This window comes from Chimaeribacter coloradensis, assembly GCF_002858715.1.
Taxonomy (GTDB): Bacteria; Pseudomonadota; Gammaproteobacteria; order Enterobacterales; family Enterobacteriaceae; genus Chimaeribacter; species Chimaeribacter coloradensis.
This window is the reverse complement of sequence record NZ_PJZH01000046.1, coordinates 1-15581: the sequence shown is the minus strand read 5'-3', so window position 1 is coordinate 15581 and position 15581 is coordinate 1. Positions and strand designations below refer to the sequence as shown.

11 protein-coding genes are annotated in these 15581 nt (G+C 62.3%); 7 read left to right on the top strand and 4 right to left on the bottom strand.

Annotation, left to right across the window (positions count from 1 at the left end; translation table 11 throughout):
- Positions 1 to 218: 218 nt before the first annotated feature.
- The gene (gene putA / locus CYR32_RS20575; RefSeq protein WP_101826954.1) at positions 219 to 4187 is read right to left on the bottom strand and encodes a trifunctional transcriptional regulator/proline dehydrogenase/L-glutamate gamma-semialdehyde dehydrogenase; all 3969 of its coding nucleotides are present in this window, start codon (positions 4185 to 4187) and stop codon (positions 219 to 221) included.
- A gap of 720 nt (positions 4188 to 4907) precedes the next feature.
- Between putA and putP the strand changes: the two genes are divergently transcribed.
- Positions 4908 to 6392, top strand: a complete 1485-nt coding sequence (gene putP / locus CYR32_RS20570) for a sodium/proline symporter PutP (RefSeq protein WP_101826953.1) — start codon at positions 4908 to 4910, stop codon at positions 6390 to 6392.
- Between the two features lie 54 nt (positions 6393 to 6446).
- Here the strand turns inward: putP and CYR32_RS20565 are convergent, their stop codons facing one another.
- Entirely contained in the window at positions 6447 to 6992 is a 546-nt protein-coding gene (locus tag CYR32_RS20565) for a helix-turn-helix transcriptional regulator (RefSeq protein ID WP_101826952.1), read from the bottom strand.
- A gap of 58 nt (positions 6993 to 7050) precedes the next feature.
- Positions 7051 to 7290: a hypothetical protein gene (locus tag CYR32_RS21920; protein ID WP_101826951.1), complete on the bottom strand. Its 240-nt coding sequence runs from the start codon at positions 7288 to 7290 to the stop codon at positions 7051 to 7053.
- Between the two features lie 404 nt (positions 7291 to 7694).
- Between CYR32_RS21920 and efeU the strand changes: the two genes are divergently transcribed.
- The 4 genes from efeU to phoH all read left to right on the top strand — a co-directional run bounded on the left by efeU (position 7695) and on the right by phoH (position 12455).
- Positions 7695 to 8543 (top strand): iron uptake transporter permease EfeU, encoded by an 849-nt coding sequence (gene efeU / locus CYR32_RS20555; protein WP_101826950.1) that lies wholly within the window; start codon positions 7695 to 7697, stop codon positions 8541 to 8543.
- Positions 8544 to 8579: 36 nt separating this feature from the next.
- Complete coding sequence (gene efeO / locus CYR32_RS20550; RefSeq protein ID WP_101826949.1) at positions 8580 to 9710, top strand: iron uptake system protein EfeO; 1131 nt, start codon at positions 8580 to 8582, stop codon at positions 9708 to 9710.
- A gap of 4 nt (positions 9711 to 9714) precedes the next feature.
- Entirely contained in the window at positions 9715 to 11022 is a 1308-nt protein-coding gene (gene efeB, locus CYR32_RS20545) for an iron uptake transporter deferrochelatase/peroxidase subunit (protein ID WP_277621951.1), read from the top strand.
- A gap of 644 nt (positions 11023 to 11666) precedes the next feature.
- Positions 11667 to 12455: a phosphate starvation-inducible protein PhoH gene (gene phoH / locus CYR32_RS20540; protein ID WP_101826948.1), complete on the top strand. Its 789-nt coding sequence runs from the start codon at positions 11667 to 11669 to the stop codon at positions 12453 to 12455.
- 72 nt (positions 12456 to 12527) lie between these two features.
- On the opposite strand, the gene chaA is transcribed toward phoH, so the two are convergent.
- Positions 12528 to 13628 carry a sodium-potassium/proton antiporter ChaA gene (chaA, locus tag CYR32_RS20535; protein WP_101826947.1) on the bottom strand — a complete coding sequence of 367 codons (1101 nt, stop codon included), beginning with the start codon at positions 13626 to 13628 and terminating at the stop codon, positions 12528 to 12530.
- A 441-nt stretch (positions 13629 to 14069) separates the two neighbouring features.
- On the opposite strand from chaA, the gene chaB reads away from it, so the two are divergent.
- Together chaB and CYR32_RS20525 are read left to right on the top strand one after the other, a co-directional pair.
- Entirely contained in the window at positions 14070 to 14306 is a 237-nt protein-coding gene (chaB, locus tag CYR32_RS20530) for a putative cation transport regulator ChaB (RefSeq protein WP_101826946.1), read from the top strand.
- Positions 14307 to 14655: 349 nt separating this feature from the next.
- On the top strand, positions 14656 to 15360 hold the full coding sequence (locus tag CYR32_RS20525) for a gamma-glutamylcyclotransferase (protein WP_101826945.1): 705 nt from the start codon (positions 14656 to 14658) through the stop codon (positions 15358 to 15360).
- The last annotated feature ends 221 nt before the right edge of the window (positions 15361 to 15581 follow it).

Here is a 15581-nt window from a genome sequence, read left to right as displayed (position 1 = left end):
GGGCGCGCGCCTACGCGCCCCTTGCGCGGTGGCGGCAGCGGGGCCGCAGAAAGACGCCGGGCGTATGCCAACGCAACCCCCTCGATCCCAGTAAATAACCTCCACCCCCCCCTTCACCAAAAACAAAAAAAGGGCACGGTTCCCCGCACCCCCCATTTATCAACATCAAGTCACCGTTACCCGCCGGTTAACCCACCGGCAGGCTACCGCCAGCCTGCTTAGCCAATCGTCATCAGACTCGCATTCCCCCCCGCGGCCGCGGTATTCACACTCAGCGAACGCTCCAGCAGCAGGCGCTCCAGCAGCAGATGGGTTTCGCCGCGGGCGAAGCCCTGCACCGAGACAATCGCCCCGGCACGCTGGGCCACATGCTCACACAGCGCCCGCAACTGGTCGGAATCGCCGTGGTGGATCACCGCGTCATATTCCGCATTGCCTGCCTGCCAGTCCGGCGTGAAGTCAATGCGCGCCTGCACCTCCTGCGGCAGCCGCTTAAACAGCGCCCGCTGCATCTCGCCTTCCGGCCACAGCACGCGGCTGCCCACGGAGAGCACCCCGGCCAGCTGCGTCCAGGCGTCGTTCTCATCGTCGGCCAGGCAGAGCACCTGCTCACGCGGCATCAGCGCGTAGGTGTTCCGCTCACCGGTCGGCCCCGGCAGGCTGCGCACGGTGCCGCCCTGCGCCCAGTCGGCGTAGTGGCTGCACAGCGTGGACAGCGGCGCCATCTGCTGGGCGTCGGCCCAGCTTTTCAGCGCCTGCAACGGTGCCTGCAACGGCTGGCGCGCGCTGGAATCCAGCGCCAGCTGCTGATCCTGACGGGTCAGGGTGCGGTGGACGGCATCATCCGGGCGGCTGGCGAGCAGGCGGTAGAGGTAGAGCGGGCCACCGGCTTTCGGGCCGGTACCGGACAACCCTTCGCCGCCGAACGGCTGCACGCCGACCACCGCGCCCACCATATTGCGGTTCACGTAGAGGTTACCGACCCGTGCCTTGCTGGTCACGCGGGCGATGGTTTCGTCGATGCGCGTGTGCACGCCCAGCGTCAGGCCGTAGCCCGCGGCGTTGATCTGGTCGATCAGGCCGTCGAGGTTCTGGCGGGAGTAGCGCACCACGTGCAGCACCGGGCCGAAGATTTCGCGTTTCAGCTCGTCAAAGCTCTCCAGCTCAATCAGCGTCGGCTTGACAAAGGTGCCCTGCGGCCACTCTTTCTCATCCTGCGCATTGGCTTTTGCCGCCTGATAAACTTTGCGGCCCTTGGCGCGCATCGCGTTGATGTGCTTCTCAATATTGGCTTTGGCCTCGGCATCGATCACCGGACCGACGTCCGTGGAGAGGCGCTCCGGGTTACCCATGCGGCATTCGGCCATCGCGCCGCGCAACATCTGCAGGGTATGTTCCGCCACCTCGTCCTGCACGCAGAGCACGCGCAGGGCGGAGCAGCGCTGGCCGGCGCTGTCGAAGGCGGAGGCGACCACGTCCGTGACCACCTGTTCGGTCAGGGCGGAGGAGTCAACGATCATCGCGTTCAGGCCGCCGGTCTCGGCGATCAGCGGCGTCGGGCGGCCCTGCGGGTCAAGACGCCCGGCGATGTTGCGTTGCAGCAGCGACGCCACTTCCGTAGAGCCGGTGAACATCACGCCGCGCACGCGGGCGTCGTTTACCAGTTTCTCCCCTACGGTGGCCCCGTCGCCCGGCAGCAGTTGCAGCACCCCGGCCGGTACGCCCGCCTCATGCAGCAATTTCACCGCCAGCGAGGCGATAAGCGGCGTCTGCTCCGCCGGTTTGGCCAGCACGCTGTTGCCTGCTGCCAGGGCCGCGGCAATCTGGCCGGTAAAGATCGCCAGCGGGAAGTTCCACGGGCTGATGCAGACCACCGGCCCCAGCGGGCGGTGGCTGTCGTTGGCGAAGTCCTGACGGATAAGCCCGGCGTAATAGTGCAGGAAATCCACCGCTTCACGCACTTCGGCAATCGCGTTGCTGAAGGTTTTGCCCGCTTCGCGTACCAGCACGCCGAGCAGGTTTTGCAGTTGCGCTTCCATCAGCTCTGCCGCACGGGAGAGGATGGCGGCGCGCTCCTCCGGCGGGGTGGCGAACCAGATCGGCCCGGCAGCGGCGGAGGCATCCAGCGCACGGCTGATCTCCGCCTCGGTGGTGTCACGCACGTAGCCCACCACATCACGCGGTTCGGCAGGGTTAACCACCGGCTGCGCCTCACCGGCCTCTTTCTCGGCATCGATCAGCGGCTCGGCATGCAGCGGATGGGCCGCGGTGCTGAGCAGGGCGCTGGAGAGAGAGGCCAGGCGCTGCTCATTGGCGAGATCCAGGCCGGAGGAGTTAACGCGCTCCTCGCCATACAGCTCGCGCGGCAGCGGGATGCGCGGGTGCGGCAGGCCAAGCTGCCCCTCCTGCGCCGCCAGCGTTTCCACAGCGCTGACCGGGTCCGCCACCAGTTCCTCCAGCGGCAGGGTGGCATCGGCAATGCGGTTCACAAAGGAGGTGTTCGCCCCGTTCTCCAGCAGGCGGCGCACCAGATAGGCCAGCAGCGTCTCATGGGTACCCACCGGCGCATAGATGCGGCACGGGCGGTTCAGTTTGCCGTCAGCGATTTTGCCGACCACCTGCTCATACAGCGGTTCCCCCATGCCGTGCAGGCACTGGAACTCATACTGGCCCGGGTAGTAGTTGTTGCCGGCCAGGTGGTAGATCGCCGCCAGGGTATGGGCGTTGTGAGTGGCGAACTGTGGGTAGATCAGGTTCGGTACTGCCAGCAGTTTGCGGGCGCAGGCGAGGTAGGAGACGTCGGTATAGACCTTGCGGGTGTAAACCGGGTAGCCCTCGAGGCCGTCCATCTGGGCGCGTTTGATTTCGCTGTCCCAGTAGGCCCCTTTCACCAGACGGATCATCAGGCGGCGGCGGCTGCGCCCGGCCAGATCGATCAGGCTGTCAATCACAAACGGGCAGCGCTTCTGGTAGGCCTGGATCACAAAGCCGATGCCGTTCCACCCCGCGAGCTGCGGCTCAAAGCAGAGTTTTTCCAGCAGGTCGAGCGAGATCTCCAGCCGGTCCGCCTCTTCGGCGTCGATGTTGATGCCGATGTCATACTTGCGTGCCTGCAAGGTCAGCGCCAGCAGGCGCGGGTAAAGCTCTTCCATCACGCGCTCATACTGGGCGCGGCTGTAGCGCGGGTGCAGCGCCGACAGCTTGATCGAGATGCCCGGCCCCTCATAGATGCCGCGGCCGTTGGAGGCTTTGCCGATGGCGTGGATCGCCTGCTGGTAGGAGGTGAGGTAGGCCTGCGCATCCGCTTCGGTCAGCGCCGCTTCACCCAGCATGTCATAGGAGTAGCGGAAGCCTTTCTCTTCCAGCTTGCGTGCGTTGGCCAGCGCCTCAGCGATGGTTTCGCCGGTCACGAACTGTTCGCCCATCAGGCGCATCGCCATATCCACGCCTTTGCGGATCAGCGGCTCGCCGCTCTTGCCGATAATGCGGTTCAGGGAGCGCGAAAGGTTGGCCTCGTTATGGGTCGAGACCAGGCGGCCGGTAAACAGCAGCCCCCAGGTGGCGGCGTTAACAAACAGCGAAGAGCTGCGCCCCAGGTGGGAATGCCAGTTGCCGTTGCTGATTTTGTCGCGGATCAGCGCATCGCGTGTCGCCTTGTCCGGAATACGCAGCAAGGCTTCGGCCAGGCACATCAGCGCCACGCCCTCCTGGGAGGAGAGGGAGAACTCCTGGAGCAGCCCTTGCACCATGCCGGCGCGCCCGGTTGCCCCTTTTTGGTGCCGCAGCTTCTCTGCGATGCGGTAAGCGAGCTGGTGGGTAGACTCCGCCAGCGGGGCAGGCAGGCGTGCCTGTTCCAGCAGCATCGGCACCGCTTCGGTTTCCGGGCGGCGGTAGGCGGCGGTGATGGCTGCGCGGTTCACTGACTGCGGCAGGATCTGCTCTGCAAACTCCAGGAAGGGCTGGTGGGCCTCGCTGCCGGGCAGGGCCGGCGCATCATCCGCCTCTGCCGCGGCTGCGCCGGCCGCTGCAAACTCCGGCAGCGCCTCACCGCTCTCCAGACGCTCCAGATAGGTGAAAATGGCCTGCTTAATTAACCAGTGCGGCGTGCGATCAATCCCTTGTGCGGCCGTTTTGATGCGGTCGCGTGTTGCTTCGTCCAGCTTCACGCCCATTGTGGTAGTGCCCATGCCAACTGACTCCTGTAGTCGAGACTGCTTTAAGAAGAGATGCGCCGGGATTGGGAAAGTCGTCCCGGTTTCTGACAAGTCTTGTCTTTACGTGTAACACCTGAAAAAACTGCGCAGAGCATAGCGCCACTGCTCTTCATGTTGCAACTTTGTGCAACCCTGTTTGTTCATGTTTTTGACATGTAAATTCATGCATGAATCATGCCGTTTTTTACAGCAGATTCTGTTAACAAATTAACCAGGCACAGTTATTGCTTAAAAACCGCTGTGCCTGGTTGGCCTCATCGCCCGGCGCTGCCCGGTTCAGGCCGTACGGGGCCTGAAAAAGGTGTGCCTTCATCATGACACGGCAGCCTGATGGTGATACCGCGGAAGTGCCACTCAGTACAACCGCTGCTTATTATTTGTGTGATGTGGCGTAAGGTTTGTGTTTCTTGATTGTTAAATGCATTGGCACAGCCCGGTAACCTCATCTAGGATGTGCCGCGCGGCAGACAGGGCCGACGAAAAAAACAGCAGGGTAGTACCCCGGGAATCAGAAAGGTTTTTTCAGAAAGCCGGGGAAGATAAACAGGCGGTGACCTACACCCGTGCAACACAACAGGATACCCCGTTCCGGTATCGTTTATGCCCGGCAGGACGTTTGACTGCCGGGAGAGACAGGGCGCTTCACAGGGACCCCCCGCGTGAATCCAACGACAAAATACGTGGAGAACATACATGACAGTTAATACGCCAATGGTGGTGACCTTCCTGGTCTACATCCTGGGAATGGTGATCATCGGCTTGCTGGCATACCGCCGCACCAACAACTTTGATGATTACATCCTGGGCGGCCGCAGCCTGGGCAGCGTGGTGACCGCGCTCTCTGCCGGTGCTTCCGACATGAGCGGCTGGCTGCTGATGGGCCTGCCGGGCGCTATCTTTATCTCCGGCATCTCCGAAAGCTGGATCGCCATCGGCCTGACGCTGGGCGCATACCTTAACTGGAAGCTGGTGGCAGGCCGCCTGCGGGTGCATACCGAAGCCAACAACAACGCCCTGACGCTGCCGGACTACTTCACCAGCCGCTTTGAGGACAAAAGCAGGCTGCTGCGTATTATCTCCGCCATCGTGATCCTGGTGTTCTTCACCATCTACTGCGCCTCCGGCATTGTGGCCGGTGCCCGCCTGTTCGAAAGCACCTTCGGCATGAGCTATGAAACCGCCCTGTGGGCCGGGGCAGCCGCGACCATCCTCTATACCTTTATCGGCGGGTTCCTGGCCGTCAGCTGGACGGATACCGTACAGGCCTCCCTGATGATCTTCGCCCTGATCCTGACCCCGATCATCGTGATCATGGCGGTGGGCGGCATCGACACCTCCATGCTGGTGATTGAAGCGAAGAACCCGGCCTATGTGGACATGTTTAAAGGGCTGAACCTGGTCGCCATCCTCTCCCTGCTGGGCTGGGGCCTGGGCTACTTCGGCCAGCCGCATATCCTGGCACGTTTCATGGCCGCGGATTCCCACCACACCATCCGTAGCGCCCGCCGCATCAGCATGGTCTGGATGATCCTCTGCCTGGCCGGCACCATCGCCGTGGGCTTCTTCGGCATCGCCTATTTCAATAACAACCCGTCGCTGGCCGGAAACGTGTCGGAAAACGGCGAGCGCGTCTTTATTGAGCTGGCGAAGATCCTGTTCAACCCCTGGATCGCCGGTATCCTGCTTTCGGCCATTCTGGCGGCGGTGATGAGTACCCTGAGCTGCCAGCTGCTGGTCTGCTCCAGCGCCATCACGGAAGATCTCTACAAAGCGTTTCTGCGCAAAGGCGCCAGCCAGCGTGAGCTGGTCTGGGTCGGGCGCCTGATGGTGCTGGTGGTGGCGCTGGTGGCAATCGCCCTGGCAGCTAACCCGGAGAACCGCGTGCTGGGGCTGGTCAGCTACGCCTGGGCCGGTTTTGGTGCCGCCTTCGGCCCGGTGATCCTGATCTCTGTGATGTGGTCCCGCATGACCCGCAACGGTGCCCTGGCCGGAATGCTGGTGGGGGCCATTACGGTGATTGTCTGGAAACAGTACGCCTGGCTGGATCTGTATGAAATTATCCCGGGCTTCCTGTTTGCCGCCATCGCCATTGTGGTGGTGAGCCTGATGGGCCGCCAGCCTTCCGCTGTGGTCACTGAGCGCTTCCACCAGGCAGAAACGGAGTTCAACACCCGCTAAGCCGGCCGGCCTGTGGTGTGAGGCACGCCGGTGCCGGGCAGCGCATACCGCCGCTCAGGCGCTGTGCGGCAGGGCAGCCAGCTGGGCTGCCCACTGTTTTGCCCGGGCGCGCTGCGTGTTGACGCGCAGTTGCAGCGCCAGGTTCAGTGCCGCCAGCTGGCAGGCGTTGTCGGCCAGCTCCGCAGGCAGCCGCTGCTGCTCTGCCAGCCAGGCGGCCACCTCTGACCAGCGCCACAGCGGGGAGTTGCCTTTCAGGCGCTGCACCGGTGACGGAAAGTTGCCGGTGCCGCGTTTTCCCTCTTTCAGCAGGGCGATCGCCTGCCGCGTCATCCCGGTCAGCTCAGCAATATCACTCAACCCCACCAGATCGGCATCTGCCGCAATCACCCTGGCCCGCAGTGGCGGGGCTTCACAGTCACGCACGGCGCTCAACAGCGCGCTGCTGAAATCCTCTGCTTCACGATCAAATTCGAGATACACCGTCTGGTTATAGGCGCAGACCAGCGCATCATCACACCCCTGTTCAAAGAGGTGCTGCTCCAGATCGGGCGTGGCGGTACTCACCCCGCCCAGCGTCAGTGAAAAGTGGTAAACGGGCATCAAAACTCCTTACCAGGCGGCTCCCGCCCGAGGGTGAAAAGGCGGTTTCCCGCCTTGATTAACAGTGCGTTGACCGGCTGCCCGCCAACGGACAGTCATCAACCTTGCGCCGGATCTGGCGCGCATGACGTTCCGGGACGGCGGGCGTAGACCAGACGCTCATCCTGTGTTCGCCATGATGCGGTGTGCCGCAATAGAGCCTGCCAAAGGCATGGCCGTTGCCTTCACGGAACCGCCAGCCACGGGACAACGCATACGCAATGGCTGCCTGAATGTGTTTATTGGGGTGAGTTCGCATCGCCCTCCAGTCAGTGTGGATAAGATAAGACCTGTGTTGACATTTGTCAACGCCCTTGTGCGGCGGCCGTCAGCGTGACCTGGCGCAGCGTGCCCGGCTGCCGCAGCACAGAGTGCGCGGCTATTGTGGGGGAGGGACGGCAGTGAATAAAACAATAAGCCATTGAAAATTAATGAATTACGCGATGCTTTCCGGAAAAAATGTAGGCAGGGGAAGGCGTTGCAGAAACCGTGGGAGATGCTTTCCGGCAGGGGAGAGGCGTATGCGCACTTTTATTCGCTGAAAACGGGGGGCGGCCTCTTGCTTTTCTTTTTTTTGGAATGATAATCACTCTCGTTTTGTTTTACTTATCTTTACAGAACGGCACTGAGCCGGTTCCGGCCATTTACCCTGGGGTAGCAGGTATGTTCGTACCATTTCTGATTATGTTTCGCGAAGGGCTGGAAGCCGCGCTGATTGTGAGCCTGATTGCCGGTTACCTGAAACGTACCCAGCGCGGCCGCTGGCTGGGCGCAGTGTGGGCCGGGGCAGGGGCGGCCGCGGCACTCTGCCTGGCGCTGGGTATGGTGATCAACGAAACCACCGGCGAGTTCCCGCAGAAAGAGCAGGAGCTGTTTGAAGGGCTGGTGGCAGTGGTGGCGGTCTGCATCCTGACTTACATGGTGTTCTGGATGCGCAAGGTGTCGCGCTCAGTGAAAGTGCAGCTGGAGCAGGCGATCGACCAGGCGCTGGCGCGTCGCCGGAGCGGGCAGGCGTGGGCGCTGGTGGCGATGGTCTTTTTCGCCGTGGCGCGCGAGGGGCTGGAGTCGGTGTTTTTCCTGCTGGCCGCGTTCCAGCAGGATGTCGGCATCTATGCACCCATCGGGGCGCTGCTGGGGCTGGGCTGCGCCATCGTGCTGGGCTGCCTGATCTACTGGGGCGGCGTCAGACTTAATCTGGCGCGCTTTTTTGCCTGGAGCAGCCTGTTTATCCTGCTGGTGGCCGCCGGGCTGGCCGCCGGGGCGATCCGCGCCTTCCACGAGGCGGGGCTGTGGAACAGCTTCCAGAGCGTGGCCTTTGATCTCAGCGGGCTGCTCTCGACCCACTCCCTGGCCGGCACGCTGCTGGAGGGGATATTCGGCTATCAGGAAGCGCCGACCGTGAGTGAAGTGGCGGTCTATTTCGCCTATCTGATCCCGGCGCTGGTCCTGTTTTTCCTGCCTTCCCATCACGCCCCGGCGGCCCAGGCTGCCGGGCAGAAAAATACCCATTAATTCTATTCTGGTCAGGGAGTATTTACCGTTATGCCTATGTCAGCCCGTTTTATGCGCCGCCGTGCGCTGCACCTTACTTTGCTGGCGATCCCGGCCTGTTTCAGCGCTGCGGCGCTGGCGGATGAGGTGCGGCAGGTCAATGTCACCGTGAATGACACCCAGTGTGAGCCGATGCAGCTTACCGTGCCGGCCGGCAAAACCCGGTTTGTGGTGCGCAACGCCAGCCAGAAAGGGCTGGAGTGGGAGATTCTGAAAGGGGTGATGGTGGTGGAGGAGCGCGAAAACATCGCGCCGGGCTTTACCCAGAAGATGACCGCCACGCTGGAGCCGGGTGAGTATGACATGACCTGCGGGCTGCTGAGCAACCCGAAAGGCAAGCTTATTGTCACCGCGGCGGGGGCAGCGCCTGCCGCCAAACCGGACGCGCTGGCGCTGGTCGGGCCGATTGCCGAATACAAAGTCTATGTGATGAGCGAAGTGAGCCAGCTGGTGATCCAGACCCAGGCCTTCACCGACGCGGTTAAACGCGGCGACCTGGCCGCCGCCCGCGCGCTCTACGCCCCGGCGCGCAGCCACTATGAGCGCATCGAGCCGATTGCCGAGCTGTTTTCCGATCTCGACGGCAGCATCGACGCCCGTGAGGATGACTTCGAGCAGAAAGCCGCTGACCCGGCCTTTACCGGGTTCCACCGGCTGGAGAAGATCCTGTTCGCGGACAACACCACCGAAGGCGGCGCACCCTTTGCCGATCGCCTGTTGAAAGATACCCAGGCGCTGCAACAGCGCATCACCGATCTGACTTTCCCGCCGAATAAAGTGGTGGGCGGGGCGGCCGGGCTTATCGAAGAAGTGGCGGCCAGCAAAATCAGCGGGGAAGAAGACCGTTACAGCCGCACCGACTTGTGGGATTTCCAGGCCAATATCGACGGCGCGCAGAAAATCGTGGCCCTGCTGCGGCCGCTGCTGACGAAAACCGACCCGGCGCTGCTGGCGCAGATTGACGGCAACTTCAGCAAAGTAGAGGGCCTGCTGGCGAAATACCGTACGGCGCAGGGCTTTGAATCTTACGAGAAGCTGACCACCGCTGACCGTAATGCGATGAAAGGGCCGATCACCGCGCTGGCGGAAGATCTGGCCAAACTGCGCGGCGTGCTGGGGCTGGATTAAGATCGTGAGCAAACCGACCTCTTCCGGCGGCTGCCCGTTCGGGCCGCACGGCGCGGCGTCACTCTCCCGCCGCCGTTTGCTGCTCGGCATGGGCGCGGCGGGCGGGGCGCTGGCACTTGGCGGCGCGGCACAGGCTGAGCGCGCGCCGGCTGAAAAGCCGGTCTCCGCGCCCGGCACCCTGTCACCGGATGACCGCTGGACGCGCCAGCCGTTTTACGGCCCGCACCAGGCCGGGATTCTGACGCCGCAACAGGCATCGATGATGCTGGTGGCGTTTGATGTGCTGGCCGCAGATAAGGCGGCCCTGCGCCGCCTGTTCGAACTGCTGACAGAGCGCATCGCCTTCCTGACGCAGGGCGGCGAAGCCCCGGACGTTGACCCGCGGCTGCCGCCGCTGGATTCCGGCGTGATGGGTGCGCAAATCTACCCCGATAACCTCACGATTACCGTGTCAGTCGGCGACGCGCTGTTTGATGAGCGCTTCGGGCTGGCGGCGCACAAGCCGCTGCGCCTGCAACGCATGGTGCGCTTCCCCAATGACTCGCTGGATGCCGCCCAGTGCCACGGCGATCTGCTGCTGCAGATCTGCGCCAACAACAATGACACGGTGATCCACGCGCTGCGGGACATCATCAAACACACGCCGGATCTGCTCAGCGTGCGCTGGCGGCGCGAGGGGTTCATCTCCTCCCATGCGGCGCGCAGCCGCGGCAAAGAGACGCCGATCAACCTGCTGGGCTTCAAAGACGGCACCGCCAACCCGGACACGCAAAACAGCGCGCTGATGGATCAGGCGATCTGGGTCACGGCGGACCAGGGCGAACCGGCCTGGGCGGTAGGCGGCAGCTATCAGGCGGTGCGGATTATCCGTTTCCATGTGGAGTTCTGGGACCGTACGCCATTGCAGGAGCAGCAGACCATTTTCGGCCGTGAAAAACGCAGCGGCGCGCCGCTGGGGATGCAGCACGAGCAGGATGTGCCGGACTATGCTGCCGACCCGGAGGGCAAGGTGATCCCGCTGGATGCGCACATCCGGCTGGCGAACCCGCGCACGCCGGAGACGGCGCACAACCTGATGCTGCGCCGGGGGTACAGCTATTCGCAGGGGGTTTCCAATTCCGGCCAGCTGGAGATGGGGCTGCTGTTCGTCTGCTACCAGCACGATCTGGAAAAGGGCTTCCTGACGGTGCAACAGCGCCTGAATGGGGAGGCGCTGGAGGAGTATGTGCGCCCAATTGGCGGCGGTTACTTCTTTGCGCTGCCCGGCGCAGCCCCCGGCCAGAGCCTGGCGCAGGCGCTGCTCGAGGCCTGAGCCGCGTTGTCCCGCCCTCATGCAGGCAGGCCGCGCCGGGTGGCCTGCTTTATGCATTCTGTTTATCTGTCAATGACGCGCCTGCAAAGCGTTGCCGTCGCAGGCCGCTGATTCGGCAGCTCAAAAAAGCATCACCCGAGAGAGTGTGTGAGAAATATTTACACAACTGTAACACTAATGCATAAAGAGTCATTATACTCAGAGTAACTGCCGGCCCCTGTGGCGGCAGTGAACCGAAAACGGTGCGGCAGCGATGCCAACACTTACTGCGAGGAGCGCTGATGCGAGAGTCCATGATTGGGCTGTTAGGTAAACGTTCAGACATTCACTCTTACACTCGTCGTCACGAGGGCAGCCCCCTCGCCACCGCCATTTTCGGCCCATTCCACACCCTATCAACCCGTTCTACCCCTTTGTCATATCCATGTATGAAAACGTTGCCCGCAGGCTCGCCTGCCGGAACAACCTCTCTTCAGGGTGCAATGCCATGCCCACAGGCGGCAGTTGTCGGACGCACCATTTCATCGGCCAATGCGGTCTTAAAGGGGACCAACCTCATCTGTATGTGAATCCTGTTATGAGAATATCCGTCTGCGGTGAAGGCCTGCCGCAACGCTAGGTGAAACAAACTGTAAGGTGCCACTATGGGAAGACAGAAAGCAGTGATCAAAGCTCGTCGTGAAGCAAAACGCGTAATCCGCCGTGATGCACGCAGTCACCGGCAGCGTGAGGAAGAGTCGGTCACCTCCCTGGTTCAGATGGGCGGGGTGGAAACCATCGGTATGGCGCGCGATAGCCGCGACACCTCTGCGATAGAAGCCCGCTCGGAAGCCCAGGGTCATTACTTATCCGCCATAGAGAACAAACAACTGATCTTCGCCACCGGCGAAGCGGGGTGCGGGAAAACCTTCATCAGCGCGGCCAAGGCCGCCGAAGCCTTGATTCATAAAGAAGTAGACCGGATTATCGTTACCCGCCCGGTCTTACAGGCCGACGAGGATCTCGGGTTCCTGCCCGGGGATGTTTCGGAGAAATTTGCCCCCTATTTCCGCCCGGTGTATGACATTCTGCTGCGCCGCCTCGGCTCCTCATTTATGCAGTACTGCCTGCGGCCGGAGATCGGCAAGGTGGAGATCGCCCCGTTTGCCTATATGCGCGGGCGCACCTTTGAGAACGCGGTGGTGATTCTGGACGAGGCGCAGAATGTTACCGCCAGCCAGATGAAGATGTTCCTGACGCGCCTGGGGGAGAACGTCACCGTGATTGTCAACGGCGACGTCACCCAGTGTGACCTGCCCCGGGGTGTGAAATCGGGGCTGAGTGACGCGCTGGAGCGGTTTGAAGAGGATGAGATGATAGGCATCATCCGTTTCACCAAAGAGGATTGCGTCCGCTCGGCCCTCTGCCAGCGCACGCTGCACGCCTATTCCTGACCTCCTGACGGCCGGGCGATACCGGCCGCATTGCCATGATCCAGAAGGCCGCCTTGCGCGGCCTTTTTTGCGTCACTGCATAATGATCATCAGGTAAGCGAAGAACAGCGCCAGGTGCGCGGTACCGTTCAGGACATTGGTACGGCCGGTGGAGAAGGAGATCTGGCAGAGCATCAATACTGCCAGCATCACCACGATGTGCGGCGCCTCCAGCCCGAAGATCAGGCGCTGGCCGGTGAGGGTGGCGATAATCGTCACCGCCGGCACCGTCAGGGAGATGGTCGCCAGCACCGAGCCGAAGAAGAGGTTCATCGCCCGCTGCACCTGGTTGTTGAGCACCGCCCGCAGCGCGCCCAGCCCCTCCGGTGAGAGGATCAGCAGCGCCACCAGAAAGCCGGTGAACTGTGCCGGGGCATGCAGGGTGTCGAGCAGGTTTTCCAGCGGTGTGGCGTTGAATTTGGTCACGGCGATCACCGCCACCAGATGCACCACCAGCCAGATCCCGTGCCGCAGGCTGCTGTGCGCCGAGGGCTTGCCGTGGTGCGGGTCGTCGCCTTCGTCCTCATGCTCATACACGAACAGGCTCTGATGGGTTTTGGTCTGGATCAGCAGAAACACGCCATACATCGCCGCGGAGATCGCCGCCACCACCAGCGCCTGCGGGGTGGAGAAGTTGCCGCCGGGCAGGGCGGCGGGGAGCACCAGCACAATCACCGCCAGCGGGAAGATCGCCATCAGGTACTGTTTGATGCCGGCCAGGTTCACATACTGGGTGGCGAATTTGCGGCCGCCCAGCAGCAGCGACACCCCGACCAGCCCGCTGGAGACGATCATCAGAATCGAAAACAGCGTGTCCCGCATCAGCGCCGGGGCGGCGTCACCGGTGGCCATCAGCGCCGAGATCAGGCTCACTTCCAGGATCACCACCGACAGGCTGAGGATCAGCGAGCCGTAAGGCTCCCCCAGCCGGTGCGCCAGCACGTCGGCATGGCGTACCACGCTGAAGGCGCTGGCCAGAATCCCTACCAGGGCGAGCAGGTTAATCCCGGCCAGCGCGGGCAGGCTGGTGACGCCCCCCCACAGCGTCAGGGCGCCGAGGGCAAGGATCGGTAACAGCAGAGAATATTCACTGTGGCGGGTTTTGGCCCGGGCCGGTGCGGGAGGTGAGGTCATGGTTCTGAGGCTCCTTATTCAGCATCGCGTGAAAGCAGAAAGGCGCAGCGGGCAAAACCGGCCCGGTGGCGCTAAGTATAGTCTTGGCCGCGTAAAACAGAGGCACCTTAGCAAATTAGCCGGCGGCACGGGGCGAATTTACTTACTTTTACTGCATTTGAGGATTTTTGCTGTTCTGAGCCGCCGTAAACTAAATAAAACATAAACAAAGGTGAAATAACCCGGCTATCTCCCTGTTTTCCTTGCTGCTAATCCCCCTATTAATCAGTGAGTAAAAAAGATTACTGCCCTTTTCAGCAGGGAGAGGGCGTTATATTCTCCAGGTAGCAGAAAACGCGGGGATGTGTCTGCCGGGCGCGGCGCGCGCACGATGTTCTACACTTACAGGCAACCGTGGCCCGCGACCGGGCCGCTTTTGCCCACTCTGCCTCAGGAGGAGAAATGCCTTATAAATCCCGTACTGACCTGCCTGACAACGTGCGCAACGTGCTGCCGCCCCACGCCCAGGACATCTATAAAGAAGCGTTCAACAGCGCCTGGGACGAATACAAAGACAAGGAAGACCGCCGGGGCGATGACAGCCGCGAAGAGACGGCCCACAAGGTGGCATGGGCTGCGGTAAAACATGATTACCAGAAAGGTGACGACGACCACTGGCACCCGAAGAAAAAACACTGACACCCACGCCCGCACACAGGGCGTTCAGCCCTGTGTCACCTCCCGCTACGTTAGACTTTCTCCGCCTATGCTTATGCAGTGGAAACGGTTTCAGGGCCAGATAGCGGCCAAAATTCACAAAAAGTCACGTATCTTGCTATCTGATTTCATTTTGTGATCCGGGTCGACCTTGATTGACCGGGAAGAAACGAATAAGGTTTATCCTAATCAGGCCGATAGTTTATAAAGACCGGCGTTATAAGCAGAATGAGCAGGTCAGGGCGCGGCGACAGGCGCGGCCGCGCTGAGCCGGCCTGAGTGATACACCATGTTCCAGAGCGGGTCAGATTTAACAGGAGGGCAGCCACAGGTGTTAACGCGAGATTTTCTGCTGAAGGCAGATTGCAAAACCGCTTTCGGGACCATTGAGGAGACGTTGCTGCTCTCCCCGGAACAGCGCCGGGCTTCGCTGCAATGCACGCTCTCCCGCCGCCCGGACAACAGCCCGGTATGGATTTTCGGTTACGGGTCATTGATGTGGAACCCGATTTTTGACGCGGAAGAGGTGCGCCCGGCCACGCTGCACGGCTGGCACCGCGCCTTCTGCCTGCGGCTGACCGCCGGGCGCGGTACCGCCGCCGAGCCGGGGCGGATGCTGGCGCTGAAAGAGGGCGGCAGCACCACCGGCCTGGCGTTCCGCCTGCCGGAAGAGAAGCTGGAGGAGGAGCTGGAGCTGTTATGGAAGCGCGAGATGGTGACCGGCTGCTACGTGCCGACCTGGTGCGGGCTGACGCTGAGCGACGGCAGCAGCGTCACCGCGCTGGTGTTTGTGATGGACGCCGCCCACCCGCTGTTTGAGGCGGACACGCGTTACCAGGTGATCGCCCCCCTGATCGCCCGCGCCCGCGGCCCGCTGGGCACCAACGCCCAATACCTGTTCGCTCTGGAGCAGGAGCTGAAGAAGCACGATATGCAGGACGAGTGCCTGCGGGGGCTGGTGGAGCATGTCCGCCGCCTTCAGCAGGAAGCGGCCAATAATGAGGATGGGGGGCTGCTGGGGGCAGCCATACCGTAGGGGGAGCGGCTTGCAGCCGCCGCCGGGCTGGGTGCCGTGGCCACCGGGCATAACGTGGTGTGTTTTGGTGGCTCAGGTGTTCTTATGTATATAGGCGGCTGATGTTAAAGGGAGATCGAGGTATGTTGCGTTGGCATACGCCCGGTGTCTTTCTGCGGCCCCGCTGCCGCCACCGCGCAAGGGGCGCGTAGGCGCGCGCCCCTTGCATCCCCGCGCCTTGG

Coding starts and splice junctions, on each gene's coding strand:
- putP (WP_101826953.1), top strand. CDS start 4,908: ATGACAGTTAATACGCCAATGGTGGTGACCTTCCTGGTCTACATCCTG.
- chaB (WP_101826946.1), top strand. CDS start 14,070: ATGCCTTATAAATCCCGTACTGACCTGCCTGACAACGTGCGCAACGTG.
- phoH (WP_101826948.1), top strand. CDS start 11,667: ATGGGAAGACAGAAAGCAGTGATCAAAGCTCGTCGTGAAGCAAAACGC.
- efeO (WP_101826949.1), top strand. CDS start 8,580: ATGTCAGCCCGTTTTATGCGCCGCCGTGCGCTGCACCTTACTTTGCTG.
- chaA (WP_101826947.1), bottom strand. CDS start 13,628: ATGACCTCACCTCCCGCACCGGCCCGGGCCAAAACCCGCCACAGTGAA.
- efeU (WP_101826950.1), top strand. CDS start 7,695: ATGTTCGTACCATTTCTGATTATGTTTCGCGAAGGGCTGGAAGCCGCG.
- CYR32_RS20565 (WP_101826952.1), bottom strand. CDS start 6,992: ATGCCCGTTTACCACTTTTCACTGACGCTGGGCGGGGTGAGTACCGCC.
- putA (WP_101826954.1), bottom strand. CDS start 4,187: ATGGGCACTACCACAATGGGCGTGAAGCTGGACGAAGCAACACGCGAC.
- CYR32_RS21920 (WP_101826951.1), bottom strand. CDS start 7,290: ATGCGAACTCACCCCAATAAACACATTCAGGCAGCCATTGCGTATGCG.